The organism is Pseudomonas sp. 11/12A (assembly GCF_000800055.1).
GTDB lineage: Bacteria > Pseudomonadota > Gammaproteobacteria > Pseudomonadales > Pseudomonadaceae > Aquipseudomonas > Aquipseudomonas mohnii.
The window spans coordinates 379065-404898 of record NZ_JUGV01000001.1 but is presented as its reverse complement, the minus strand read 5'-3'; the positions used below and the strand labels follow the sequence as shown (position 1 = coordinate 404898).

Here is a 25834-nt window from a genome sequence, read left to right as displayed (position 1 = left end):
GGGAATTCAATACCCGCGGTTGAAATCCACTTCCCCGCGTAACGCCTCACCGGCCTGATAAGCCCGCAAGTTCTCGACAAACAGCTTCACCATCAACGATGGCGAGGTCGGTGCCGAGCTGTGACCGGTCAGCAGCAAGCCCCAAGCCGTCCAGAAAGGATGACGTTGCGGCAATGGTTCCTGACGGCAGACGTCGATCACGGCGCCCACCAGGTGCCCTTCTTTCAAGGCTTCCACCAGGTCCGCATCGACTACTGCCACACCGCGCCCGACGTTGATGAACAAACCGGTCGGCTTGAACTGTTTGAACAACGCGGCGTTGTAAATATCGTGGGTATTCGGTGTATTGGGCAGCAGATTGACCACGTAATCGACTTTACCGACCAGACGCGGTAAATCGTCGAGCGAGCCGACTTCGACAAACGGCGCCTGCTCGCGGGCCGAACTGGCGATACCGTACAGTTCGACGCCAAAGGGTTGAAGAAACTGCGCCACGGTCTGGCCGATGTCACCGGTGCCGACAATCAATACCTTGCGTCCCGCCAGGCTTTGCCCATGGCGACTGTCCCACTTGCGCTCGACCTGGCTGACCAACCGCGCCAGCACTTCCCGTTCGTGCCCAAGCATGTAGGTGAGTACGTATTCAGCCATGACCTGACCAAAAATCCCCACCGCACGTGTCAGGCGATAGTGCCTTGGCAAACCGTCGGCCAACAGCGGCGTGATGCCGGCCCAAGTCGATTGCAGCCATTGCGGCTGATGGCCTTGACGCAGCAGCGTCGCCAGCAGGTCGGGCTGTCCGAGCCAGACCGGGCAGTCGGCCGCCTGGCAGGCCAGCTCGGCGGAATCACCGCTGGTCAGCACTTCCAGGTCGGGCGCTGCTTCACGCAACAGTTGGGCGTACACAGGGTGGTCGTGTTCAGCAATCAGAACGCGCATGCTTCAACCTTTCAAAAAAACGCTGCAGACGACCGCCGACAGAGTTTCGCTCCCTCGGCATGGCCATCGCCAAAATCATTCCAGTGGGTCACAAAGGCTCTGAACAGAGCCTGTCCGCCGATTACATAGGGTCGTTGCGGCGCAACAACTCTTCCGGCAAGTGCTCGATGTACTCATCCTCGGCCGGCGGCATTTGCAGGTGATAGCCTTGTTTTTCGAGGTTTTCAAGCACAACGGTGATGTCCTCGCGCGACAGTTTGCGCTCCGGGCTCAGCACCAGGTCGAAGGCATGGATGGCTTTGCCGAAGGCAACCATCAAGGGCTCGGGCACGCGCTCCAGAGCATCGCTCTTGAGCACATACAGGTACATTTCGTTTCTTTTCGAACTGCGGTAGATGGAGCAAATACGTTTCAAGGCTGTTCTCCGGCGGTGGCCAGGCTGTCGAGCAGCGCCTGGCCCATCAATTCGCGGCGCCAGCCACGCAACGAATCAGGCAATTGGTAGGGACCATTGGGGAAGCCGCTTTTCAGCAGCGCTTCCAGGGTTTTCTTGCGCAGCATCAGTTCCGGCGCGATGTTCAGGCGCTCGGCCTCGGCCTGGCCGATGGCTTTCATTTGCTTGAGCAACACGGCGGCGTCCACCGGCAACGGCTCCGGCACAGCGAGCGGCCATTGATCCGGCGACACACTGCCAGAGCGCTTGATCAGATCAAGCAGAAATTCGCCGTCCTGACGCACGGTACGCGGGTGCATGTCTTCGATTTTCGCCAACGCGCCGAGGTTGTCCGGCTGCGTCCGGGCCAGTGGCCACAGCGAATGCTCGCGGATGATCCGGTTACGCGGCAGGTCACGGGCGCGGGCTTCTTTCTCACGCCAGGCGCAGAGCTCGCGCAGTACGGCAAGTTGGGCGCGGGACAGTTTCCAGGCCAGCTTGGCGTCGCGATAGACCTCGTACGGGTCGATTTCGCGGCGCAGGTTGGCCACCAGTTCGGCACCGTCTTCCAGGACCCAGGCGTATTTGTCGTCGGAAAGCTTCGGCCGAAGCTTCACGAACACTTCGGCCAGGTGCACGGCATCTTCGGCGGCGTAGCTGATCTGGGTTTCGGAAAGCGGGCGTTGCAACCAGTCGGAACGGGTCTCGCCCTTGGGCAGGTCGATACCGAGCACTTCCTGCACCAGACGCGAATACCCCATGGAGAAACCCAGGTTCAGGTAAGCGGCAGCCAGCTGGGTATCGAACAATGGCGTTGGCAGGCTACCCGTCAGGCGCAGCAGGACCTCGAGGTCTTCGCTGCATGCATGGACGACCTTGACCACCGCCGGGTTCTCCAGCAATGCGGCCAAGGGCTGCCAGTTGTCGATGGTCAGCGGATCGATCAGGTAAGCACGTACGCCATCGCCCACCTGCAACAGGCCCGCGATGGGATAGAAGGTGTCGACCCGCATGAATTCGGTGTCGAGGGCAACGTATGGCAACTGCTGCCACTCGGTGCAAAACCGACCGAGGCTATCGTTGTCGCGAATCCAGTGAATATCGATGGCCACACGGCTCTCCCTTGAAGAATGGCGCGCAGTATATATCGCGCCCGGCGATTTCCGCGCATCCACTGAACAAGAGCCTTGGCGAAAACACCTGACGGATAGAAAGAATAGTCCGACAGCGAGGGGCTAGCCGGCCTTGCGCAGTACATAAACCCGCATTGGCGCGAAGCCTGGCAGGAAGTCCTGATGGCTGAGTACGCAGAAACCCGCTTGCTTGAACTCGGCTTCCAGTTCGGTCTTGTTGACCAGCGGACGGGCTGCATGCCCCTCCTCGTCTGAACGTCGCCCCTTGAACCGTCCACTGACCCGTACGGCGACAATCACGGTATCGCGACCGACCCGGTGAAACTCGTGCAGCAGCGCCAAACGATGCTCAGAGCAGGCAATGTGCTGAAACAGATGCATGCAGGAAATGCAGTCGACCGCATTTTCCGACAAGCCGATGTTGAACGCTGAGCTTTGAAAGGTCCTTATCCGCTTCAACAGACTCTGCGGATGGTGGGTCCGGGCATGATCGAGAATGTCCTGGGACGGATCGGAGGCAAGGATCACCCGATTCCCATGCTCGGCCAGCACTCTCCAGAAGCGCCCGACGCCACAGGCCACGTCGAGGATCAGGCCTGGCTCGCCAGCGACCTTGAGCGCATTGCGTACCAGTCGCTCTTCACGCCAGAACGCCAGACGCTCGACCAAGCCCTGCGCCCGCGGCTGCAGACAGACGCGGGCGTGTTCCTGATCGTAGCGCCGGGCGAACTCGAGTTCGATGGCGGATGGGGGCTGAGCGGACATGTGCAATGACTCTTGATCGTAGTTTTAGCGGTCGCTATATGAAAAAAAAGGTCCAGTTACTCTTTGGCCAACACTCCGTCTTTCACCGCGCCACGGCATCCGGCAAACATATCCAGACCCTGGTCATAGGTCTTGCTGTTGACCTGTAGCAGACCCAACATCGAATGGAACAGGTTGTCCTGGCTCAGTGGTTTTTCACGACCCTGTTGCAGGCAATGGGTGTCTACCGAGAACGACTTCTGGTAGCTGTCGGAGAACCAGGCCAGCATCGCAACATGCTTCTGTTGTTCCGGCGCTAACATGTAAGGCGTGCCGTGGAGGAACAAATTGTATTCGCCCAGGGATTCGCCGTGATCCGACAAATAGAGCATTGCGGTATCGACTTTCTGCTGATTGCTGCGCAGCAGATCAATCAAGGTCGACAACACATGGTCGGTATACACCAGCGTGTTGTCATAGCCATTGACGATACTTTCACGGCTGCAGTTGTTCAGTGCATTGCTTTCACAGACGGGTGTGAAGCGTTCGAATTCTTTCGGATAACGCTTGTAGTATTCCGGACCGTGGCTACCCATCTGGTGCAGGACCAATACCGTGTCTTTGCTCAAGGTATCGATGAAGTGCTGCAAACCTTGCAGCAGGATTTCATCCCGGCATTCGCTGTTGGCGCACAACACCGGGTCTTTCAGGTTACTGACGTCATCGAGCGTGACCCGATCGCAAGTACCTTTACAACCGGATTGGTTGTCGCGCCAGATCACATCCAGCCCCGCATGCTTGAGTACGTCCAGCAGGCCCTCTTCATTCTTCGCCTTGCTGGCTTTGTAATCATTGCGCCCCATGTTCGAGAACATGCACGGCACCGAGACTGCGGTTTCAGTCCCGCAGGAATGCACATTGGTAAATGCAATCAGACCCGCTTCTTTATTAAGCTTGGGGGTCGTGTCGCGGTTGTACCCAAGAATGCCGAAGTTCTCCGCCCGGGCACTTTCGCCCACCACCAGAACAGTCAGGGATTTACGGTTGTGGGTTTGCCAGGCCGGATTTCGCTGGGCATCTTCACCGATTTTGATAAAGGGTTGATGGGCGGACACGACCTGCTCACGCAAGTAACCGAACGAAGCACCGATGTAGTTGCTCGGCACCACCATCAGGCGCAACTCATGGTGATTGCGAAACAACGACGACAGGCCTTGATAGTTGACCAGCGCAACACCACCGATAACCGCGACCGACGCCACACTCACCAACACCTTGCTGAGCAGTTCGCGGTGCCAGCGACGGTAGCTGATGGGGGTTTTCCACAAAAGGACCGACGGCAAAACACCCAGCAGCACTATATAAACCAGTAACTTTATCGACAGTAAGTCACGCACTTCCGTGGCATTCGTCTCAGCGAAATTGCGGAACATGCCGGCGTCAATCAAGACACCATACTGACTCATGAAATAAGCGACGCCTGCACTGACCATGAACAGCAGGGTCAGAATCGGCTTAAGGACAGGGCGGAAAGCCAGCAAGGTCAGGATAATATTGAAGGCCGCGAGAATCATCGCCCCGAAGGCAACTCGCATGACGATGCCCTTGCCGTCAGCCGCGGTAATGTCGAACAGGTGCTGCCACAAAACAAAATTGAAGGCGACCAACAAAAAGGCACTGGCTATCAATGTCACCCACTCAGGGCGCACGGCTTTTATCTTCAACATGGGGGATCGGCTGTTCCTGAAAAGAAAGGCCTCGGCAAATGAGAAAATGTTCCGTTTGCCGCGACGGCCTGAACTGTAGGCCGTCGACCATCAATTTTTTGTGAAAAAGAAGCCAATTAATGGTTGGCTTCAGGTGACAGACAGAAACTTTCGGACTATTTGAGAACTGTTCAGCTTTCATTCAGCTCTGTTCAGGCCGGGGTCAACCGCCATCGCCTGTCACCTTCGCCGGTCGCGCCGATGAACCGTCGATATCGACGGCCGCTCGCCCCCATTGGTTCAACGTCGCCGCCAGCATTATTTAACTTCTAAATACACCTCCGGACTTTCTGATTTGCGGCCTGCAGATCGCACGCGCCTAATCGGCCCACTGCCAATCAAGGTCCGCGTATGGAAAACGTTCGCTCAAGCTCCCGTTCCGCCCTGTGGCTGATGCTCGGCATCATGTTCATCGCCCTCAATCTGCGCCCCTCCATGGCCGCTGTGGGCCCGCTGTTGACGGCCATTCGCGGCGACATCCCGCTGAGCTTCACGCTGGCGTCGTTGCTGACCATGCTGCCGGTGATGGCCATGGGGCTGGCCATGTTTGTCGGGCTCGGTGTCAGTCAACGCCTCGGCGAACAACGCACCGTGGTGCTGTCATTGTTGATCATCGGCCTGGCCACGGTGTCGCGTTTGTTCGTCGATTCGGCAGCCGAACTGATTCTCAGCGCGGTACTCGCCGGCATCGGTATCGCGCTGATCCAGGCACTGATGCCGGTGCTGATCAAATCCCGCTTCAGCGACAATGCTGCCTTGTACATGGGCTTCTACGTCACGTCGATCATGGGCGGCGCCGCCCTCGCCGCCTCTTTCGCGCCATGGCTGATGACCCGCACCGGCAGTTGGCGCCTGGGCCTCGCCGGCTGGGCGTTGCTGACCGTGCCGGCACTGCTGTTCTGGTGCGCCCAACGCGCCGGGATGCCGACACAGCCAGCCCGGTTATCGAGCAACAGGTCCTTTTTCAGAAACCCTCGTGCCTGGTTACTCGCCATTTTCTTTGGCCTGGGCACGGCTTCCTACACCTGTGTCCTGGCCTGGCTGGCGCCGTATTACGTAGAAACAGGCTGGAGCGAACAGGACGCCGGTTTACTGCTGGGATTTCTAACGGCCATGGAGGTGTTGTCCGGCCTGCTGACGCCCGCCCTCGCCAGCCGCAGCCGCGACCGACGGAGGGTATTGGGGGTGTTGCTGGTGCTGATCATGGCCGGTTTCTGCGGGCTGATACTCAGTCCGCATCACTTGAGCCTTCTGTGGCCGTGTCTGCTGGGGCTGGGTATTGGCGGATTGTTTCCGATGAGCCTGATCGTGTCGCTGGATCATCTGGATGATCCTCGGCGCGCCGGTGGCCTGACTGCGTTCGTGCAAGGCATCGGTTATTTGATCGCCGGGCTCTCGCCGCTGGTGGCCGGGATGATTCGAGATCAGTTCGCAGGCTTCGACTGGGCCTGGTGGACGCTCACCGCCGTCATGGCGCTGATGCTGCTGATGGTCTGGCGCTTCAATCCACTGCACTACAGTCGACACTTTGATTGACTCGGAGGCCACCATGAAACACACCGGATTCGCTACTGCTCACGCTGGCATGCTGCTTTGGGCGGTGTTGATCGCCGCGTCGTTTTCCGCTGCGGCGCAGGTCAGCCAGGCCATAGACCCGATCCTGCTCACCGGTTTGCGCCTGTTGTTTTGCGCACTGGCATTTCTCCCCCTGGTGCTGTTCAAGGGCGATAGCGTGATGACCGCTCGCGGGTTGTTTGGCCACTGCGTAATCGGCTTGTTGCTGGCGGTGTATTTCGGTTCGCTGTTCGAGGCGCTGCGTTATACCTCGGCCGTCAACACCGGAACGATGTTTACCCTGGTGCCGCTGCTGACCTTGGGTTTCGAGGCAATGCTCATGCCCGACAGCCACTTCAAACAACGACTGTGGCCAATGCTGATCGCCGCTTCCGGCGCCGCGCTCCTGGTGATGAAAGGCACTGGCCCCGGCGAGTTGCCTTCGCTGTACGCGCTGTCGGTGTATGGCGTCGGTTGCCTGGCAATGGCGCTCTACTCGCCCCTCAGCCAGCGACTCAAAACCCGTAGCCTCAAGGGGCGCGGCCCCGTGGCCATGACTTTCTGGAACATGCTGTTCGGCGCGCTGTTCCTGTTGACGTTCTGTGGGTTCAGCGGCGGCTGGCGTTCAACGTCATTGCTGACGACGACGGATGTCTACTGGCTGATGTACCTGGCACTGTTTGCCACCCTGGCGACATTCTGGTTATTGCATCGAGCCATTGGCGTGATCGCTCCGTCCTCGGTCATTGCCTACATTTATCTGAGCACACTGTTCATTACCCTGTTTCACTGGCTCTGGGGGCGTCAGTCACCGTTGCCCCTGGAAACACTGGGCGCAGTGATGGTCGGGGCAGGCATGCTTGCCTTATTAAGGTCCAGCCGACGCACGACACCTGTAAGCGCTGGCCGTTGAATACTTGCCGGACGTTCTCCTTGCTCTTTCGTTGCGCTAGGATCGCTCGCACAGGTTTGCGCACCCGCAGCGCCCGACGAGCCGCGAGAGACAAGGAATGCTCAACAGTAACGTGCTAAGAAAGCTCGACATGCAGGACCTCATGGTGTTCGTCGCCGTATACGAGCAAAACAGCGTCACCGGGGTTTCCGAGGCCTTGTGTGTCAGCCAGTCCACTGTCAGCTATTGCCTGAAAAAACTGCGCGCCGGGTTCGCCGACGAGCTGTTCATCAATACCCGTAGCGGCATGCGCCCCACATTCAAGGCCAGCCACATGTACCCTCATGTGCTGAAGATCCTCGAAAGCATCAATCTGTGTCACGCCGGGGCACCCGCGTTCAATCCAGCCTTGCAACCGGCGACCTTCAACATTTGCGCACCGGAGTATTTCGAGCAGTTGATCCTGCCGCGCCTGTTGAAGAACTTCGCTTTCGCCGACCTTCCGGTGATGATCAACATGCACAAGTTCGAAACCGATATCCCGGCCGAGGCACTGCGCGATGGCAGCCTTGATCTGGTGATTGGTTTCGGCCCGAACTTTCATCGCAGCCACGGCGACTTGAATGCGCGCACGCTGCTGAAAGATGATCTGGTCTGCGTCTTCGACGCCTGCGCCACACCAGTGGAACCGCGCTTGAGCCTGCAAGCGTTCGTCCAGCGTCGCCATGTGTTCCCGACACCATGGACGTCCACCACCAATATGGTCGATGGCTGGCTGGCACAGCAGGCGCGGAAACGACACATTGTGGCGCGGGCCAATAGCTACAGCGCGGCACTGAAAATGATCACAGGCACTGACCTCATCCTGACTTTGCCCCGGCGCATCCAGCGACTGCTGGCCGATGAAGCAGCCTTCAATCACCGTGAAGCGCCGGAGGGTCTACCGGGCTTCACGCTCGACATGCAGTGGAGTCAAAGGGTCGATCAGGACAGAGCCAACGCCTGGTTGCGCGAACAAGTGATCAGGGCCTGCACCGATCCGCAAGGGGCCTGAAACTCAGACGCCAATGGCGGTCTTCGCGTAGGACTCGCGGTCGATGTCGAGGATTTCCACACATAACTGGACTTCAACGCCCGCCGGCCATTCGCACAGATCTTTCACGACGGTGAGCAGGCTTTCGGACAGTTGCTGCTTGATCTGCGGCGAGCGCCCGCTCAGCAGTGCCAGCTTCACATGCACGAACGCCCGCTCGGCCATGGCAGTACCGACCTTGAATGTCTCGACCTTCACCGCGCGACTCTTGATGTCGAACTCGGCCCCGAACTGACCGGACGCCACCAGCGCATTGTTAAGCCGAATCAATGCCACATCGGCGTTCAGCTCGGGCAGGTTGGCGGTGTATTCCAGGTGCAGATGAGGCATGACGTTACTCCTGTAGGTCGGCGCAAAGGACTTAGATATAACACAGAGCTGCCTTGCTCACTGCGGTAGCGACAACAAATTGCGTTCGCCCATGAACGACTCCAGGCGCGAGCGCAACCAGCGTTCGGCGGGGTCGGTGTCGGCATGACTGAGCCAAACCATGGACAGCTCCAGGGTCGGCGTGTTGAACGGAAAGGGTTCCTTGAACAACTGCCCGGTCGCTGCCATGGCCTGCGCTGCGTAATCGGGCAGGCTGGTAATCAGATCGGTCCCGGCGAGCAATGCAGGCAAGGAGCTGTACTGCGGCACCGAAAGCACCACTTGGCGCGTGCGACCGATTTGCGCCAGCCACTCATCGGCGAAGCCACTGACGTTGGCGACGGGGGACACCAGCACATGGGGACGCGAGCAGTATTCATCGAGGGTCAGAGGCGTATCGGAGGCATCGGCACGCAACACGCAGGGTTGAATGTGCCGCAGCAACTTGCGTTTGGCATTGGCCGGCAGGCCACGCGTCTGAGTGATACCGACCGTGACATCGCCGGACGCCAGCAAATCGGGAATTCGCCAGGAATCGACATTCTGCACCACGAACACCACTTTCGGCGCTTCCTGGCGCAAGGCGCGCAGAAGCGACGGCAGCAGACCGAACTCGACATCGTCCGACATGCCGATCCGAAAGGTCATGGTGCTGCTACCGGGGTCAAAATCGTGGGTCAGACTCAACGCCACCGACAACGAATCCAGCGCTGGCGACAGGTATCGAAAGATCTCTTCAGCCCGCGCGGTCGGTTCCATGCGATGACCGACACGGATGAACAACGGATCGTTGAACATCGCACGCAAGCGGTTGAGCGCCGAACTGATGGTTGGCTGGCCGAGAAACAGCTTCTTCGCCACCTTGGTGACGTTGCGTTCGATCATCAGCGTTTCAAACACCACCATCAGATTGATGTCGGCCTTGCGTAGTTCGTTGCGATTCATCCATTGCCCCTGCGCCCATACACTGTCGACAGTTTAGGGAGATGTCACAATCGGCGTCTATGCGACTAGAGAGAATCACCTGACTACTTGCGTTAAATGTAAAGGCCTTCACGGTTTTGTCTTACAGTCCGGGTTAAATCGCCCGGCTGAAACGAAGCTGCCCTGCATGGGCAGCTTCATATTTGACGCCTAGATCTCCTTGACCGGCGTCTGTTCGCATGTGCCTTTGATCAAACCGATGGCATGCAGACAATCCGACTTGTTGATGTAAGCCTCCCCGCTGGCAATCGTTTCATGATTACCCGCCTTCAAACGCCAGCGCCATTGGCCTTTGCCAGTCAGAACGGTGCCACGGGTTTGCCTGTAAATCTCAAAATACATACTCGCTCCTTGCGGTTATTAATGACGACAGGAAACTGACCTGCGCCGACAGAGTAGAGGAGCGATCCGGGATATAAAGGCAAACAAAAGCCAGTAAATATTGCGAAGAAACGTGTGACCTTCTATCGGTAAAAATCACACGGATACGGGGAATAACAACGACCAGGCTCGGTAAACTTTCAGACGTCTAAATGGCTTATTCATACAGAAAAACAGCGACCCTGCCCAGGCACCCACTTCTCTGTCAGTTTTCAACCATCACTTCGAAGGAGTACCTGTTTTTGCCCGCACTCTTTGCTTTATACATTGCATGATCGGCATGCTGGATCAGAGTCCCAATGTCGTTGCCGTCGCGTGGAAACATGCTCACGCCCATGCTGGCATGGACGTTCACCCCTTTTCCATCGATCAAAAGCGGCAGCTGAAAGCAGACATGCAGCTTTTCCAGTAACGCGACTATTTTCCGAGGATCCTGGACATCCTCAAAGAACATCACGAATTCGTCCCCTCCCAAGCGTGCGACGTTGTCGCGGGCCTCACTGACTGAACCGAGCAGCTTGGCCACCGCCTGCAGGACCTGATCGCCAAAGCGGTGACCCCACTGATCATTCACCTCCTTGAAATGATCCAGATCGACAAACAGCAAAGCCATTTTCTGACCGCTCTGTCGCGCACTGATCAAGGCCTGTTCCAGACGTTCGAAGCACATCCGCCGATTGGGCAGCCCCGTCAGCGAATCATGGCGGGCCAGGTGTTCGAACGCGGCGCGGCTGTGGGTGAGGTCTTCGAGCTGGGTGAGAATTTCCTGTTTCATCGCACGGAAACTGCGCGCCAATACACCCAACTCGTCTTGGCGAGGCGGCAGCTCACTGATCTTCCGTTCCCGGGAAAACAACTCGACCGCTTCGGTCATGTTGCGCAGCGGACGAATCAGCGCCCGGGACACAATGAACGCTACCAGCAGTGCCAGCAGACTGAAAAACACGGCAATTTGAGCGATATAGCCACCGGCACGCGAGGCTTGCGCCAGCACATGACTCTGCAGTTGCCCCAGGCCTAGAATAATAAAAGGCTCAGATGTTTTGCTGTTGTTGGCAAGCCGCACAAAAGCCGCAACCAAACCATCTTGTTGATTTTGTTCGACGCTACGACTGATCAAGCTATTGGGGCCGCTCGTATCGAGAAGCCGGGACACTTCAGAAAACTCATCTTGCAGAAACAGCCGGCGGCCCTGGTCGAAACCGAACGTCCGCCGATGATCGGGATGAATCAATAAATCGCCCCAACGATTACTGAGATAGACCTGATATTCATCCGGCAAATCGCTTTGCAGTTGGCTGAACAACTGGTCGAGATCGACATTGATGACCAGCAGGGCGAACACTTTCCCGTCGGCGTCCGCCACAGGCGTCGAAACGTGCAACGTCGGTTTGCCCAACCCGGAATGCGCGCCTTGCTCGCGATTGATGACAATAGGCGAAATGCGTACATCGCCCGGAGCCAACTTCAACGCCTCGAACACATAGGCAAAATGCCCCTTCTCTTGCAGATCGGCACCGCTGACCCTGACGATATGATTGCCGTCCCGATCCTGGCGAACCCATTCCAGTCCATGGTCGGAGGCGCTGATCAAACGAATCTGCATGTAGTCAGGATGCGCCAGCAACATCGCGCGGAACAAGGCGGCCAGATCATCCTGCACGTGACTACGTTGCGCGGGGTCGTTGATACTCGCCAACTGGCGAACCTGCGGACCATGAGTCAACACAGCGGCATCCAGAGAGATATTGTGCAAACTGCTCTGAAGATTACGCCCGAGCACTTGAACCGCGGTTTGCAAATCGCGCTCGGCTGCCTGAAGCAGTAACTCGCGACTGCTGTTATAGATGTAGTACCCCGCGAGAGCCGTGGGCAACATGCCAAAAACAGCCATCAAGCAGCCAAGTTTAAAGGCGATGCCGAACCTCATCGCAGCTCCAACGGCGGACGTTCGCCCGACACGATACGTTGCCAAAGCTCGGCGCGGCGTTTGTCGTCCTCAACGGGACGCAGCCAGATCAAGGTGTGTGTGGAACCGCCCTCGTTCGGCTCCTGCAGTGTATTTGGGAGCCCCTGACGTTCAGTGAGGAGGATGCTGACCTCAGGTTCGAGCATGTAATTGATCCAGACGCTGGCCAGTACCGGATCGCGCGCACCACGACTGATTGCCCAGCAGTCGAGCCAGGCCAGCGCACCTTCACGCGGGATCGCATAACCCACATCGATCCCCGCGTCTCGTAGCTGCTTGAGTTGCTGACGCCCGTAGTTGGCAAACAAAAGTGCCACGTTATGCGAACGAAAAAGCTCGGCAGCCTCCTCCGGTAGCGAATAGAACGTCAGGACATTGCGGCGCAGAGCAACCAACTGCTCGGACACACGGGCAAAATCGGCAACCTTTATCCGAAACGGATCGCCGCCCAAAGACAGGCTGGCCAGGGAAAAATTATGGTTGCTTGTATTGAATGCCAGCACACTGCCCTGAAACTTCGGGTCCCACATGCTGGTGATCGAGTCGGGTGGCTGACTGAACTGCTTTCGATCATAGATCAGTCCCATGTCTGACCAGACATAGGGAATGGCGTAGATGCGACCGTCGACCACTACATCGGGGATTCTTGAATAATCGCGAAACCGCGGGAGCTGACGAGAAGTATTGGCAATCCGCTCCGGGCGAAGCGGTTGAAGTAAGCCTTGGTCGGCGTAGTAGTGGACCTCCGCCGTATTGGCAGCAATCACATCGAAATCACCGCCCCGGTTTTCCATCATCTTGCTTCGAAGCACTTCATCGCTACCCACCATGGTGACTTCGACTTTAACGCCATGGCGTTTTTCGAAGGCAGCAACGATGTCACCGTCGGCATACCCAGGCCAGGCAAGCACACGCAATGTTGGCGTATCAGCCTTGACCTGCAGTGATAGCAAAAAGATGAAAGGTATTACCCACAATGGGCACCGGTAACTCATGAAGACTGCCCAGAAGATGCAATATGGCCACTATACATAGGGCAATGTGCCGATGCTTGGCAACCTATTCGAACAGGCCGCGCCTTCGGTCGGAAACGCCGGGCTGATCACGACTGCCTATTGAGCTTGAAACCGGATCGCAACCTGTAAGCGCCCCTCAGGAACGCTCCTGCCCAGTTGCGCCTCAGATGCTGAACAATGACCCGCTTACGGCGGATTCACCCACACATTGCGCTCATGCCGGGCACACAGCAAAAAAAAACCGCCTCCTTGTGAGAGGCGGGATTTCTTGGCTTTCACCTACATCCCTCACCGAGTCGTGATGGAGTTGGAATGGTTAAGCCAAACCGGTGATACCCAGACTATGGATATCGGTGACTCCTGCGACACCTACCAGACCGGTGAGTTTAATCACTGTGTCGTTAGGGTCATACATGCCGGCATATTCGTGTGCATTGACGTAGATGTAGGTATTGCCGTCGTACTGAAACACGTACGTGGCGTTGTGGTTTCCGCCAAAACTAGCAATGAGATCAAGAGCCATATTAACCCCGTTTAAGCCCTGGCCAGTCGGAACACCAAGGGTATCCGCATCCATAACGTCAGATGATCCAAATGTACCGGCAAATGTTGTATCACCCGCGAAAATAGGAACGCCGGTCCAACTGATCGTGTCACTGCCTGATGCACGGTAGTCGGTGATGGTGTCCATTGAATACAGGGTTGAGTCACTGGGAGCGAATACAAACGTATCATTACCACCACCGCCAGTCAGAGTGTCGGCACCAGCACCACCAGCGATGGTGTCGGCGTAAGCCGAACCGGTCACCGTCTGGTTACCATTACTCCCTGTCAGTGTCACACCGGTGTTGCCGGTGAAGCCCGTTGTGAAGTTCTGGCCATTTGCAGCCAGAATGGTGTCGCTGATGCTGTAAGTGTGCCCATTGGGATTAAAGCCATTCAATGCAATCAAGCCCTGCGCATCGCCGACGCCAAGACCAATTGCATCCGCAGACAGCTTGTTGGCCACCTCGCCGCTGAAGGTGCTGTTCAGCAGGTTGGTCGCAGTGTCGACCAGGGTGACGCTTTTACCGTTGAGGTTAAAACCGGTCAACGCCGCCAAGTGGCTCGCGGTAAGGGCGTCGACTTCAGCATCGGCCGACAACTTATTGGCCACTTCACCGCTGAAGGTGCTGTTCAGCAGGTTGGTCGCGGTGTCGGCCAGGGTGATGGTCTTGCCATTGGCGTTGTAACCGGTCAGGCCGACCAAGGCCATGGCGTTCAGATTGGACAGTTCGGCATTGGCCGACAGCTTGTTGGCCACTTCGCCGCTGAAGGTGCTGTTCAACAGGTTGGTCGCGGTGTCGACCAGGGTGATGCTCTTGCCATTGGCGTTGTAACCGGTCAGGCCGACCAAGGCCATGGCATTCAGATTGGACAGCTCGGCATCGGCCGACAACTTGTTGGCCACTTCGCCGCTGAAGGTGCTGTTCAACAGGTTGGTCGCGGTGTCGACCAGGGTGATGCTCTTGCCATTGGCGTTGTAACCGGTCAGGCCGACCAAGGCCATGGCATTCAGATCGGACAGCTCGGCATCGGCCGACAGCTTGTTGGCCACTTCGCCGCTGAAGGTGCTGTTCAGCAGGTTGGTCGCGGTGTCGACCAGGGTGATGCTTTTACCGTTCAGGTCAAAACCGGTCAACGCCGCCAATTGGCTCGCGGTAACGGTGTCGACTTCAGCATCGGCCGACAACTTATTGGCCGCTTCACCGCTAAAGGTACTGTTCAGCAGGTTGGTCGCGGTGTCGACCAGGGTGATGCTCTTGCCATTGGCGTTGTAACCGGTCAGGCCGGCCAATGCCATGGCATTCAGATTGGACAGCTCGGCATCGGCCGACAGCTTGTTGGCCACTTCGCCGCTGAAGGTGCTGCTCAACAGGTTGGTCGCGGTGTCGACCAGGGTGATGCTCTTGCCATTGGCGTTGTAACCGGTCAGGCCGACCAAGGCCATGGCATTCAGATTGGACAGCTCGGCATCGGCCGACAGCTTGTTGGCCACTTCGCCGCTGAAGGTGCTGTTCAACAGGTTGGTCGCGGTGTCGACCAGGGTGATGCTCTTGCCATTGGCGTTGTAACCGGTCAGGCCGACCAAGGCCATGGCATTCAGATTGGACAGCTCGGCATCGGCCGACAGTTTGTTGGCCACTTCGCCGCTGAAGGTGCTGTTCAGCAGGTTGGTCGCGGTGTCGACCAAGGTGATGCTTTTACCGTTGAGGTCAAAACCGGTCAACGCCGCCAATTGGCTCGCGGTAACGGTGTCGACTTCAGCATCGGCCGACAACTTATTGGCCACTTCGCCGCTGAAGGTGCTGTTCAACAGGTTGGTCGCGGTGTCGACCAGGGTGATGCTCTTGCCATTGGCGTTGTAACCGGTCAGGCCGATCAATGCCATGGCATTCAGATTGGACAGTTCGGCATCGGCCGACAGCTTGTTGGCCACTTCGCCGCTGAAGGTGCTGTTCAACAGGTTGGTCGCGGTGTCGACCAGGGTGATGCTCTTGCCATTGGCGTTGTAACCGGTCAGGCCGACCAAGGCCATGGCATTCAGATTGGACAGCTCGGCATCGGCCGACAGTTTATTGGCCACTTCGCCGCTGAAGGTGCTGTTCAACAGGTTGGTCGCGGTGTCGACCAGGGTGACGCTTTTGCCGTTGAGGCCAAACCCGGTCAACGCTGCCAATTGGCTCGCGGTAACGGCGTCGACTTCAGCATCGGCCGACAACTTATTGGCCACCTCACCGCTAAAGGTACTGTTCAGCAGGTTGGTCGCGGTGTCGACCAGGGTGATGCTTTTACCGTTCTGGTCAAAACCGGTCAACGCCGCCAATTGGCTCGCGGTAAGGGCGTCGACTTCAGCATCGGCCGACAACTTATTGGCCACTTCACCGCTGAAGGTGCTGTTCAGCAGGTTGGTCGAGGTGTCGACCAGGGTGATGCTCTTGCCATTGGCGTTGTAACCGGTCAGGCCGACCAAGGCCATGGCATTCAGATTGGACAGCTCGGCATCGGCCGACAGCTTGTTGGCCACTTCGCCGCTGAAGGTGCTGTTCAACAGGTTGGTCGCGGTGTCGACCAGGGTGATGCTCTTGCCATTGGCGTTGTAACCGGTCAGGCCGACCAAGGCCATGGCATTCAGATTGGACAGCTCGGCATCGGCGGACAGTTTATTGGCCACTTCGCCGCTGAAGGTGCTGTTCAACAGGTTGGTCGCGGTGTCGACCAGGGTGACGCTTTTACCGTTGAGGCCAAACCCGGTCAACGCCGCCAATTGGCTCGCGGTAACGGCGTCGATTTCGGCATCGGCCGACAACTTATTGGCCACTTCACCGCTAAAGGTACTGTTCAGCAGGTTGGTCGCGGTGTCGACCAGGGTGATGCTCTTGCCATTGGCGCTGTAACCCGCCAGGGCCGTCAGCTTCATGGCATTGGCATTGCTCAGTTCGGCATTAGCGGACAACTTGATAGTTGCCGCTCCCGCGATGCTATCGATTGTTGCAATTGAGACTTTTGTCGCTGCTGTAACACCACCACGAACGAATGTTGCTTCACCATTCGCCGAGACTGAAAAAGTGATATCGCCAGTTGCCGTACCTGCAAATGTAACAACCCCGTCAACGTCACTAACAGTAAAGGTCGCACCACCCGTACTGCCACCTGGAGTGGCAGTCGTCACATCATCAATTGCCTGGGTAACCGGGTTGTCCAATGCGGTCGGGTTAGTCTGGGCCGCCATAACCTTGGTATTGATGCTAGTGAACAATGTTGTCAGGTTAGTTGCAGCGCTGACTTTGCCAGCAACGGCGGTCAGGTAGGTCGCCAGGTCACCCATTTCGCCCGGAGCATTTGCACTCAGATTGATAATGCTATCGAAAGCCTTCGACAGCAGATTAATCAAAGCAGGGGACAAGTCAGCAGCGGTGGCCGGGACCAATTGGATGACAGCTTTAGCAGCCGTCAGGGAGTCAGGAGTGTTATTGACAGAGGCGACGACTTGGCCAGCCAATGTGAGATCATTAAGACCTTTGTCCGCAAACGCTAAGCCTGCTGTAGCCTTATTGCTCAAAGTAGCTGCGTCGAGCACGCCTTGGGTCGAAGAGTTCTCCTTGGCGCCATTGATCACGGCGGCCAGGAACACATCGCGACCTACGCTGTTGTTGGTTAATTGACTCTGCCAATAAGCAAGACCTTCGGCATCAGGTGCTCGACCCAACGTCGCTTGATAAATTTTGCTGATGAAATCGGCATTAGTCAGTGTCGACGGGTATTTGGCGAGACCTTCAGGCTGCTCCGACATCCAGTTTCTGGAGATATCTTCCAGGCTCAGGCTGCCCTTATCAAGTTGATCAACCCAATAAGCCAAGCCAGCGGAATCAGGCGCACGATTGAAGAAAGAAACGTACAACTCTGCCAATTTAGTCTGAGTAATGGTCATGCTTATCCCTATGATGTTCGCCATCGAACGATGGAACTCCGTAATCCATTGACCAGCCCGAAAGGTTCGCGCGGCCGCTCAACACCCTGGTCAAAAAAAGCCACAAACTCCAAACATTTCATGGCCTTATCTACACAAATAACGACAGCTACTCGAAGAGAGTCTCTTCTTAACTTCGATTATTTGACCTATTCAAAATGAAAAACAATCGATAACACGGGTTTACGTCGCTAACTGCGTACTTTTTTATAATGAACAATAGCAAAAAGCCACTGATTTTTTTAAACACGAAAAACTCCCAATCTCGTGTAAGAAAACACCACGGTGACGCCTCTCAGGGTCAGCCTTAGATATAAACGACATCTTCGCTCGGTATCCACTGGAGGATGCAGGCAAGATCACGCCACGGGAAGTGCTGGGGATCGGCACGAAGACAGCTGTCCTTATGGAGGAACGGCAAGTTGGCATCACTGGCTTTTTGTCCGTTGCCACAAGTCGTACAGCACAGATAGACACCACTTAGATGCCATTGACGGAAAAACTCCAACACCTGGTTATCCAGCCCTAGCTGTCGTTGCGGTGGCTGCTTATCAGCCAACTCGAAACCGTCATTCATTACGTTAACGCCCCCAGAATTGCGCCGCCAGCAGTTGAAGGCGCTCGGCCAGTTGGGCGACATGGGCAGCAGTCGTGCGACTCTGGTTACCGGCAAGCACATTGCTCTGAGTGGCTTGACTGATACCTGTCAGGTTGCACTGGATACTGTCACCCACCGAGCTCTGCTCTTCCACGGCGGCGGCTATTTGCACACTCATGTCGCTGATTTCACCGACTCGCTGGGTGATTCCATCCAGCGCCCGGGCGGCAAACTGTGCCTGTTCAACACTGGTTTCGGCCTTGCTGTGGCTACGTTGCATCGCGACCACGGCGTCACCCGTGGAGCGCCGCAAGGTATCAATGGTTCCCTGGATTTCCGCGGTGGATTGCTGGGTGCGCGAAGCCAGCCCGCGCACTTCGTCGGCGACCACGGCGAAACCGCGCCCGGCCTCGCCGGCGCGAGCGGCCTCGATAGCGGCGTTGAGGGCGAGCAGGTTTGTTTGTTCGGCGATGCTTTGGATGACCTCGAGGACGCGGTTGATTTCCTGGCTATGTTGTTCCAATTGGTAAACCACCGCGCTGGTCTGCTGCACCTCGCTGGCGAGGCTATCGATGTGTTGGCAGGTTTGCTCGACCAGTTCTCGACCTCGGTCGGTTTCTTGATTGGCCAGGCTCGCTGCGTTGGCGGTGAGCTGAGCGTTGCGCGCCACTTCCTGCACACTGCTAGCCATCTGGGTTATGGCGCTGGCCACCTGGGCAGTTTCCCCTTGCTGCAGTAAGGTCACGCTGTTGTTATTGTCCACTGCGGCGACGAGTTCTTCGGCTTCTTTGTTCAACTGATGGGCCGAATCGGCAATGCGCCCAACGACTGCCCGCGTCTCGGCTTCGAGCATTTGCAAGGTGAAATCGATCTGTCCAAATTGGTCGCGACGGCCGGTGTACAGCATCTGGCTTAGTGGATTATTGGCGATATTTGTGGCTTTTCGGGCAAGGACGTCGAGGGGACGCAGGCTATAGCGCAGCATGCCGCCGATCAGCAAGCTCAATAGCGGCGCTGCGATAGCTGCATGGTTCCAGGATAGGGCGCCCACCCAGCCTAAAACGATAAAACCGAGCAGATTCAGCGCAGTGCCAGCAAGTGCCAAGCGCATGCCAACGGACAGTCGCGACGGAGACAGGCAGTGTGTTTTTTTACCGCTGCGCAACTGCGCATAGAGATGTTCGGCGGCGTCTACCAGTGCTTTCGGTGGGCACGTACGAACCGATTGGTATTCCACTGTTTCACCATTGCGCTGCATCGGCGTGGCGTAGGCGCTGACCCAGTAGTGATCACCATTCTTACAGCGATTTTTTACAAGGCCCATCCACGAGCGTCCGGCCTTGAGGGTTTGCCAAAGATGTTCAAAAGCTTCTGGCGGCATATCCGGGTGACGCACGATGTTGTGATTGACGCCGAGCAACTCGGCCTCACTGAAACCGCTGATATTGATGAAATCCGGATTGACGTATGTGATGGCGCCCTTCGGGTTGGTTGTTGAAAGAATGTTCGCATTGACGCTGAACTCGACAGCACGACCACTGACCGGAAGATTGATTTTCATTATTTGCCTCCTTAGCTGATGGATAACGCTGGGTGCCTGCCGTGCTTACAGCAATGGACATCCGAGCCCCTCGAAACAGTCTTCTCCGCTGAACAACCGTTGCATCTGCGCAGCAGGTCGTGGTCGGCTAAACCAGTAGCCTTGGGCGTAGTGGCAGCCTTCACCGACCACAAAGTCGAGTTGTGCCGGGCTCTCGATGCCCTCGGCCACGACTTCCAGGCCAAGACTACGGCCGAGGCCGATGATCGCCTGGCTGATCGAGCTCTGTTTGTTGTCGTACGGGATGCCGCCGATGAAACTTTTATCCAGCTTGAGGATGTGCAGTGGAAAGCGTGTGAGATAACCGAGCGAGGAGTAACCGGTGCCAAAATCGTCCAGCGCCAACAAGACGCCCAGGCTGGCCAATTCGTTCAGACAGGCCAATGTGTCCAGATCGTCATGCATCAGTTGGCTTTCAGTAATCTCCAGGATCAGGCTGGCAGGTGGCAGGCCGCTTTCACGCAGGATGTCGATCACTCGGAGGATGAAGTCGGCCTGTTGCAACTGGAGGCTGGAAATGTTCACCGAACAGCGCAGATGGCCATGTCCGGCCAGTTGCCACAGGCGGGTCTGTTGGCAGGCCTGGCGCAATACCCATTCGCCGACGCGGATGATTTCCCCCGACTCTTCCAGCGCCGGGATGAACTCCAGTGGCGAGATCAAGCGTTCGCCATGGCGCCACCGTACCAGCGCTTCGACCCCGGACATGAGGGGCGTCCCCTGCTCAAGACGATAGATCGGTTGGTAATGCAGTTCGAATTCATTGTGTTGCAGCGCCTGGCCCAGAGCGGACTCCAGTTCCAGATGGTGCTGTGCGGTGTCTTGCAACGCTTCGCTGTAATGGGCGAACCGTGCCTTGCCGGCAGACTTGGCTCTGTAGAGGGCAAGGTCGGCGGCCTGCAAGACATCCAGCGCTTTGCCGTGATCGTGCAATGGGGCGATGCCAATACTGGCGCTGACCACCAGGACACGACCGTCCAGGTGCAGGGGTTGATGCAGGTTGTCGAGAATGCGTTGGGATATTTGCTCGGCGTCGCGTTCGCAGGAGAGTTCATGAAGCAATACGATGAACTCATCTCCGCCGAAGCGGAACAGCTGATCGCTGGGGCGCAGAGCGTCTCTCAAGCGCTGTGCCACTTCTACCAGCACGCGATCACCGACGTTGTGACCGAGGCTATCGTTGATCAACTTGAAGCGGTCGAGGTCGATGAACAGCAGCGCCTCGTGAGCCCCTCCCTTGCGCCGCTTCATGAAGGTTTTCTGCATTTGCTCGTCAAGGCGCATACGGTTGGCAAGGCCGGTCAGCGGATCATGGTGGGCGGCGTGATTGAGCCGCTGCTCAGCGTCCTTGCGTGCACTGATATCCGACTGTGAGCCAGCCATGCGTAGCTGGCCTGTTGTCGTGACTTCGGCGACCCCTCGAACCAGTACCCAAATATAGCCACCGTTTTTTTGACGGATGCGGTACTCGTGATGGACAGAAGATGTCTGCCCTTTTATATGGGCATCGATGGCTTGGCGAAAATCCGGCAGGTCGTCCGGATGCACGCGACCGAACCAACTGGCACTGCTCTCGCCGATGCTATCGCGGTTGAGGTCGAGCATGCTGGCCCAGCGCTCTGAAACGTACAGGCGATCCTGATCGACATGCCAATCCCAGATTCCATCGTTGGCACCGCGTAGCGCACGTGCAAAGCGAGCCTCACTATCCTCCAGAGCCTTGTGCTGAGCCGCGCTGTAGGTGTCGATGGCCAAGGTCATGTCGAAGAACACCGCCTTCAACAGACTCGAATAGAGCGTGGCGTTTTGGCTGTCGCCGAATACGCTTTTAAGCATGTCATCCAAGTAAAGACGGTAGCTACCGAGGTACCACTTCAACTCCAGGCCGACTTGTTGGTGAATCACTCCGATGCGCAGACGACCGTTGACGTAGGTGTCATCGAAGGGCCCGCCCCACAAACACTGGTAATACTCGACCTGGCTGTGCTTCAAACGTGCGGTGACCTCCGGCGCACGAAGTAACGCGGACGGCGTGGAGAAGTTCGTCAGGTGACGGTACAAATGATCGACGAAAGCCTGTTGAGCCGGGGCCATGTGCTGAGCTGCTGCACCGAGTCGCTCGGCATCTTCGGCACTCCAGTCGAGAAAGCGAAAGCGTTCGACAATTTCCTCGTGATCGAGACGAATACGCCTGAGCAACTCCTCCAGATCTTTTGTCACCTTCATTCGCAGACCCCTGTGTTGTAGAGATTCCTTTCTGTTAACAAAAAAAAACGCCGCGACAACGAGTTCTGGTCAAGAACTGGTGTCACGGCGCTTCGTCTTTCAGGCCCATTGTCCTGCTCGGCAAAGCCGGTTCCCGCATTGGGCGGAACCTACTAATGGCATATTTACATCATTCTGGATTGTCTGACAGTTTATCCAGCAATGCAACCAAGCGCCGCCGTAGCAGCCCCAGCTCGCGAGATTTGAAGGCGTGTCGAGTCTGCTCCAAAACCTCGGTAGCATCCAACAAAGCAGCCTGCACCAGGCCAGCCGAGGTCAATTGCGCCTCACCGAGCCAGCGGCAAAACGGCACGGCACTGCAATCACCCGGAGCGCTCAGCACCTCGCAATCTGGTGCTATATGAACCAGCAATTGGCGCAATTGATCGGCTAGTTCAAGGTCGTTGCAGATAATTCGGTTTGTCTGGCTGGAATCGTTCATCAACTGCATCCCCAAAAGGTTGATGCGCTGTTTACAACACAGTCCTTGGCGTTTTATTGATTCAAATCAATGGCGAAACCGATCCCATGGATTTTCCACCTGCCATGAAACTCATCGCTATTACTTCCGGTCTCGGATGCCTGGAGGGAAGCCCGCAGAATTCGTAAAAATAGGATAGGGTCAGTGGCATCTCGGTGACTGGATCAACTCGGCGTAGGCGGCAACAAGACATCAGCCTTTGATCGAAAAACACTGGGCCATCCAGGGTAATGGGCCGAGTTTTTTTCAGAACCACAGAAACGAAAAAGCCCTGAATAATCAGGGCTTTTTCGTAAAGGTATGGCGGAGAGATAGGGATTCGAACCCTAGGTACCGGTGAAGGTACAACGGATTTCGAATCCGTCCCATTCGGCCACTCTGGCATCTCTCCAACGGCGCGCATCATAACAACACTTTCGCCGGAAGCGAACCCCCTAAGCGAAATTTTTCCGTGCTATCAGATGCTTGCGTCGATTAAAGCGGTACACCCAGACGATTGGCGACTTCTTCGTAGGCTTCGATGACGTCACCGAGGCCCTGACGGAAGCGGTCCTTGTCCATTTTCTTGCCGGTCGCCTTGTCCCACAGACGGCAGCCGTCCGGGCTGAATTCGTCGCCCAGGACGATGGTGCCGTCGTGGAACACGCCGAATTCGAGTTTGAAGTCGACCAGCAGCAGGCCTGCGTCGTCGAACAACTTGCTCAGCACTTCGTTGACCTTGAGCGACAGTTCTTTCATCCGAACCAGTTGCTCAGCCGTCCCCCAACCGAACGCCACGACGTGGGATTCGTTGATGAACGGGTCGCCCTTGGCGTCGTCCTTCAGGAACAGTTCGAAGGTGTAAGGGTTGAGCTTCATGCCCTCTTCCACGCCCAGACGCTTGACCAGGCTGCCAGCGGCGTAGTTACGCACGACGCACTCGACCGGGATCATGTCCAGCTTCTTGACCAGGCACTCGTTGTCGCCCAGCAGTTTGTCGAACTGGGTCGGCACGCCGGCTGCTTCGAGTTTCTGCATGATGAAGGCGTTGAACTTGTTGTTCACCATGCCTTTGCGATCGAGCTGTTCGATGCGCTTGCCGTCGAACGCCGAAGTGTCGTTGCGAAACAGCAGGATCAAACGGTTAGCGTCGTCGGTCTTGTAAACCGACTTGGCTTTGCCGCGGTAGAGTTCTTCACGTTTTTCCATGATGGGCTCCGCTTGGTAAGTAGATGGGCTAGGCGATGTGTCGCCAGTCGAGCCCTGAATCTTGATCGGCCAGTTGCAGCCAGTCCGGGTCGCACCCAAGGGTGTCGACAAAACATTGCCGGGCCAGCTGCGGCAAGTTGTTCTTGCTGCTCAGGTGGGCCAGGACCAGGTGTTGCAGGTCTTTCCAGCCCAACTCGGCCACCAGAAATGCCGCCTGATGGTTGTTCAAATGTCCCAGTTCGCCGCCAACCCGCTGCTTAAGAAAGTACGGATAGTGACCGCGAGCCAGCATGTCACGGCAGTGGTTGGCCTCGATCATCAATGCATCGAGATCCCGATAGCCATCCAGCACCTTGTTGCAGTACGAGCCCAGGTCGGTCAACAGGCCAAAGCGTCGCTGACCGTCGCTGAACACGTATTGCGTCGGTTCCTGCGCATCATGGGCCACGGCAATGACACCGATGCTCAAGTCGCCGACTTGCAGTTGTTCTCCATCCGCCAGGAAACCCGCGGGTTCAATCGGCTTGCGCATCCCGCGCAAGGTCCCGCGACTGAGGTAGACAGGCAGATTGTAGCGCCGAGACAGCAAACCCACGCCATGCACGTGGTCGGCATGTTCGTGGGTCACGAGTATCGCGCTCAGTTGCGCAGGGTTCACACCCAGGCGCAGCAGGCGTTTTTCGGTTTCCCGCAGGGAGAAACCACAATCCACCAGCACGTACGTGTCAGCACTGGCTATCAGCGTGCCGTTCCCCTGGCTACCGCTGCCGAGAACGGCAAAACGCATGTGATCAGCCCAGGTTGTCCTGAATCACGCTCAACACTTTGCGCGCTACATCAGCAGGCGCCACAGTATTGATGTTTTTCTCGACGGTGACCTGAACACTGTCGCCCACCTTGCTCAGGCGAACCTGATAACGCTCGGCACGGGCTTCAAGCTGTTCCTTGTCTGGCTTGCTGCCGAACAGACCACTGAAGAAACCTGGCTTGTCATCCTTCTTCTCGGCTTTTTCCGCCAGGTTGATGTAGTACAGGCCCAGGCTGCGGTTAATGTCTTCAACGCGCCATTCGCCCTGTTCCAATGCACGACCGACACTCGCCCAGGCACGATCCAGGTCCGAACCGACGTTCAGGACAGGGTTGCCGCTGCCATCAACGCTCAGGCTGACACGGCTTGGCGTTTCGAAGTCACGGGAGGCCAGCATGGAGACCGAACCGCCCTTCTCCGAGATGCGGCTCATGCTCGCGAGCATGTCGTCGACCAGTGCCGCGTCCAGGCCAGTATTGACCGAACGGTTGGTGAAGGCGACATCGGCGGTGCTGCCGGCAGGACGCTCGGCAGTGACCACGTAGACTTCACTGGTGTTACGTTGCACGCCCGGTTCGATACGCACACGGGCACGGATTTCGCTGTCAGTGCCGACACCGGCTGCGCTCAGGCGCTTGGCCATGGCGGCGGACAGTTCGTCAGCGTGTTGCCAGGTCGTGGTGAACTCGCCGGTCTGCGGGCGCTGCTCGTCCAGACGGAAACCGTTGTCCTGGAAGAACTGTACGGCCACTGGCCAGGCTTCGGCCGGCGGATTTTGTGCCAGGATCCAGTGCGAGTCACCGCTCTTCTGCAGGGAGTAGGCGCTGGCATCGGCAATGGCCGACAACGGTTGCGGCCGAGGCACGATGTATTCGCCCTTGACGGTGTCGTCCGCTACGTTACGCGGGATCGGCAACAGCGGATCCAGACGCTTGGCGGTGCTGACATCCGGCGGCAGTTGCATCGGTGCAGTCTGTTGCGCTTGCAGGTAATCGCTACCACGGTCACGGAAATAACCTTCCGGGCCCCAGACCCATCCACAGCCACTGGTGCTGGAGATGATCAAGGCAAGTGCGGAAAGTCCGGCCAATCGCTTCATGCGTAATGCTTC

General features: G+C 57.1%; 21 protein-coding genes, 1 tRNA gene and 2 pseudogenes. 3 read left to right on the top strand and 21 right to left on the bottom strand.

What is annotated here, in order from left to right:
- Window positions 1-6: 6 nt before the first annotated feature.
- The 5 genes from GQ39_RS01910 to GQ39_RS01890 form a co-directional block, all read right to left on the bottom strand.
- Window positions 7-939: a D-2-hydroxyacid dehydrogenase gene (locus tag GQ39_RS01910; RefSeq protein ID WP_047526818.1), complete on the bottom strand. Its 933-nt coding sequence runs from the start codon at window positions 937-939 to the stop codon at window positions 7-9.
- A gap of 121 nt (window positions 940-1060) precedes the next feature.
- A complete protein-coding gene (locus GQ39_RS01905; RefSeq protein ID WP_047526817.1) occupies window positions 1061-1354 on the bottom strand; it encodes a YcgL domain-containing protein in 294 nt (97 codons plus the stop codon).
- The gene (gene rnd, locus GQ39_RS01900; protein ID WP_047526816.1) at window positions 1351-2484 is read right to left on the bottom strand and encodes a ribonuclease D; all 1134 of its coding nucleotides are present in this window, start codon (window positions 2482-2484) and stop codon (window positions 1351-1353) included. The genes GQ39_RS01905 and rnd overlap by 4 nt, the downstream gene beginning before the upstream one ends.
- 123 nt (window positions 2485-2607) lie before the next feature.
- Entirely contained in the window at window positions 2608-3270 is a 663-nt protein-coding gene (locus GQ39_RS01895) for a class I SAM-dependent methyltransferase (RefSeq protein ID WP_047526815.1), read from the bottom strand.
- 56 nt (window positions 3271-3326) lie between these two features.
- The gene (locus tag GQ39_RS01890) at window positions 3327-4976 is read right to left on the bottom strand and encodes a phosphoethanolamine transferase (protein WP_047526813.1); all 1650 of its coding nucleotides are present in this window, start codon (window positions 4974-4976) and stop codon (window positions 3327-3329) included.
- Window positions 4977-5366: 390 nt separating this feature from the next.
- Between GQ39_RS01890 and GQ39_RS01885 the strand changes: the two genes are divergently transcribed.
- The 3 genes from GQ39_RS01885 to GQ39_RS01875 all read left to right on the top strand — a co-directional run bounded on the left by GQ39_RS01885 (window position 5367) and on the right by GQ39_RS01875 (window position 8515).
- Window positions 5367-6551, top strand: coding sequence for a cyanate transporter (locus GQ39_RS01885; protein WP_047526811.1), 1185 nt, complete (start codon window positions 5367-5369; stop codon window positions 6549-6551).
- A gap of 13 nt (window positions 6552-6564) precedes the next feature.
- Complete coding sequence (locus tag GQ39_RS01880) at window positions 6565-7482, top strand: DMT family transporter (RefSeq protein WP_047526809.1); 918 nt, start codon at window positions 6565-6567, stop codon at window positions 7480-7482.
- 97 nt (window positions 7483-7579) lie between these two features.
- Window positions 7580-8515, top strand: a complete 936-nt coding sequence (locus GQ39_RS01875) for a LysR family transcriptional regulator (RefSeq protein WP_047526807.1) — start codon at window positions 7580-7582, stop codon at window positions 8513-8515.
- A gap of 3 nt (window positions 8516-8518) precedes the next feature.
- Here GQ39_RS01875 and GQ39_RS01870 read toward each other — a convergent pair whose 3' ends face one another.
- The 16 genes and pseudogenes from GQ39_RS01870 to bamC form a co-directional block, all read right to left on the bottom strand.
- Window positions 8519-8884 carry a 5-carboxymethyl-2-hydroxymuconate Delta-isomerase gene (locus GQ39_RS01870; protein WP_047526804.1) on the bottom strand — a complete coding sequence of 122 codons (366 nt, stop codon included), beginning with the start codon at window positions 8882-8884 and terminating at the stop codon, window positions 8519-8521.
- Window positions 8885-8941: 57 nt separating this feature from the next.
- Entirely contained in the window at window positions 8942-9868 is a 927-nt protein-coding gene (locus GQ39_RS01865) for a LysR substrate-binding domain-containing protein (RefSeq protein ID WP_047526803.1), read from the bottom strand.
- A gap of 189 nt (window positions 9869-10057) precedes the next feature.
- Window positions 10058-10249, bottom strand: coding sequence for a YegP family protein (locus GQ39_RS01860; protein ID WP_047526802.1), 192 nt, complete (start codon window positions 10247-10249; stop codon window positions 10058-10060).
- Between the two features lie 244 nt (window positions 10250-10493).
- Window positions 10494-12218 (bottom strand): diguanylate cyclase domain-containing protein, encoded by a 1725-nt coding sequence (locus tag GQ39_RS01855; protein WP_047526800.1) that lies wholly within the window; start codon window positions 12216-12218, stop codon window positions 10494-10496.
- Entirely contained in the window at window positions 12215-13252 is a 1038-nt protein-coding gene (locus tag GQ39_RS01850) for an extracellular solute-binding protein (RefSeq protein ID WP_047526799.1), read from the bottom strand. Before GQ39_RS01850 ends, GQ39_RS01855 begins: the two co-directional genes overlap by 4 nt.
- 337 nt (window positions 13253-13589) lie before the next feature.
- On the bottom strand, window positions 13590-16769 hold the full coding sequence (locus tag GQ39_RS01845) for a beta strand repeat-containing protein (protein ID WP_236693073.1): 3180 nt from the start codon (window positions 16767-16769) through the stop codon (window positions 13590-13592).
- Between the two features lie 669 nt (window positions 16770-17438).
- Window positions 17439-17744, bottom strand: a pseudogene (locus GQ39_RS33660) (DUF4214 domain-containing protein); the annotation flags it as partial.
- Window positions 17745-18090: 346 nt separating this feature from the next.
- Window positions 18091-18360 carry a hypothetical protein gene (locus tag GQ39_RS01840; protein ID WP_047526797.1) on the bottom strand — a complete coding sequence of 90 codons (270 nt, stop codon included), beginning with the start codon at window positions 18358-18360 and terminating at the stop codon, window positions 18091-18093.
- 4 nt (window positions 18361-18364) lie between these two features.
- Window positions 18365-19492, bottom strand: a complete 1128-nt coding sequence (locus GQ39_RS01835) for a methyl-accepting chemotaxis protein (RefSeq protein WP_425272126.1) — start codon at window positions 19490-19492, stop codon at window positions 18365-18367.
- A 120-nt stretch (window positions 19493-19612) separates the two neighbouring features.
- Window positions 19613-19942 (bottom strand): annotated as a pseudogene (locus GQ39_RS33655) (PAS domain-containing protein); the annotation flags it as partial.
- A gap of 45 nt (window positions 19943-19987) precedes the next feature.
- Complete coding sequence (locus GQ39_RS01830; RefSeq protein WP_047526794.1) at window positions 19988-22207, bottom strand: EAL domain-containing protein; 2220 nt, start codon at window positions 22205-22207, stop codon at window positions 19988-19990.
- Between the two features lie 169 nt (window positions 22208-22376).
- Window positions 22377-22688, bottom strand: a complete 312-nt coding sequence (locus GQ39_RS01825; protein WP_047538372.1) for a hypothetical protein — start codon at window positions 22686-22688, stop codon at window positions 22377-22379.
- 340 nt (window positions 22689-23028) lie between these two features.
- Window positions 23029-23118 (bottom strand) — tRNA-Ser (locus tag GQ39_RS01820).
- A gap of 83 nt (window positions 23119-23201) precedes the next feature.
- Window positions 23202-23915, bottom strand: coding sequence for a phosphoribosylaminoimidazolesuccinocarboxamide synthase (gene purC / locus GQ39_RS01815; protein ID WP_047526793.1), 714 nt, complete (start codon window positions 23913-23915; stop codon window positions 23202-23204).
- A gap of 28 nt (window positions 23916-23943) precedes the next feature.
- A complete protein-coding gene (locus GQ39_RS01810) occupies window positions 23944-24702 on the bottom strand; it encodes an MBL fold metallo-hydrolase (protein WP_047526792.1) in 759 nt (252 codons plus the stop codon).
- Window positions 24703-24706: 4 nt separating this feature from the next.
- Window positions 24707-25822, bottom strand: coding sequence for an outer membrane protein assembly factor BamC (bamC, locus tag GQ39_RS01805; RefSeq protein WP_047526791.1), 1116 nt, complete (start codon window positions 25820-25822; stop codon window positions 24707-24709).
- Window positions 25823-25834 lie beyond the last annotated feature (12 nt).

Bases quoted from the DNA above. Each gene is read 5' to 3' on its own strand.
- GQ39_RS01910 (WP_047526818.1), bottom strand. From the start codon at position 939: ATGCGCGTTCTGATTGCTGAACACGACCACCCTGTGTACGCCCAACTG.
- GQ39_RS01870 (WP_047526804.1), bottom strand. From the start codon at position 8,884: ATGCCTCATCTGCACCTGGAATACACCGCCAACCTGCCCGAGCTGAAC.
- GQ39_RS01875 (WP_047526807.1), top strand. From the start codon at position 7,580: ATGCTCAACAGTAACGTGCTAAGAAAGCTCGACATGCAGGACCTCATG.
- GQ39_RS01850 (WP_047526799.1), bottom strand. From the start codon at position 13,252: ATGAGTTACCGGTGCCCATTGTGGGTAATACCTTTCATCTTTTTGCTA.
- GQ39_RS01895 (WP_047526815.1), bottom strand. From the start codon at position 3,270: ATGTCCGCTCAGCCCCCATCCGCCATCGAACTCGAGTTCGCCCGGCGC.
- GQ39_RS01880 (WP_047526809.1), top strand. From the start codon at position 6,565: ATGAAACACACCGGATTCGCTACTGCTCACGCTGGCATGCTGCTTTGG.
- GQ39_RS01840 (WP_047526797.1), bottom strand. From the start codon at position 18,360: ATGAATGACGGTTTCGAGTTGGCTGATAAGCAGCCACCGCAACGACAG.
- GQ39_RS01860 (WP_047526802.1), bottom strand. From the start codon at position 10,249: ATGTATTTTGAGATTTACAGGCAAACCCGTGGCACCGTTCTGACTGGC.
- purC (WP_047526793.1), bottom strand. From the start codon at position 23,915: ATGGAAAAACGTGAAGAACTCTACCGCGGCAAAGCCAAGTCGGTTTAC.
- bamC (WP_047526791.1), bottom strand. From the start codon at position 25,822: ATGAAGCGATTGGCCGGACTTTCCGCACTTGCCTTGATCATCTCCAGC.
- GQ39_RS01890 (WP_047526813.1), bottom strand. From the start codon at position 4,976: ATGTTGAAGATAAAAGCCGTGCGCCCTGAGTGGGTGACATTGATAGCC.
- GQ39_RS01830 (WP_047526794.1), bottom strand. From the start codon at position 22,207: ATGAAGGTGACAAAAGATCTGGAGGAGTTGCTCAGGCGTATTCGTCTC.
- GQ39_RS01825 (WP_047538372.1), bottom strand. From the start codon at position 22,688: ATGAACGATTCCAGCCAGACAAACCGAATTATCTGCAACGACCTTGAA.
- GQ39_RS01810 (WP_047526792.1), bottom strand. From the start codon at position 24,702: ATGCGTTTTGCCGTTCTCGGCAGCGGTAGCCAGGGGAACGGCACGCTG.
- GQ39_RS01835 (WP_425272126.1), bottom strand. From the start codon at position 19,492: ATGCGCTTGGCACTTGCTGGCACTGCGCTGAATCTGCTCGGTTTTATC.
- GQ39_RS01885 (WP_047526811.1), top strand. From the start codon at position 5,367: ATGGAAAACGTTCGCTCAAGCTCCCGTTCCGCCCTGTGGCTGATGCTC.
- GQ39_RS01865 (WP_047526803.1), bottom strand. From the start codon at position 9,868: ATGAATCGCAACGAACTACGCAAGGCCGACATCAATCTGATGGTGGTG.
- GQ39_RS01855 (WP_047526800.1), bottom strand. From the start codon at position 12,218: ATGAGGTTCGGCATCGCCTTTAAACTTGGCTGCTTGATGGCTGTTTTT.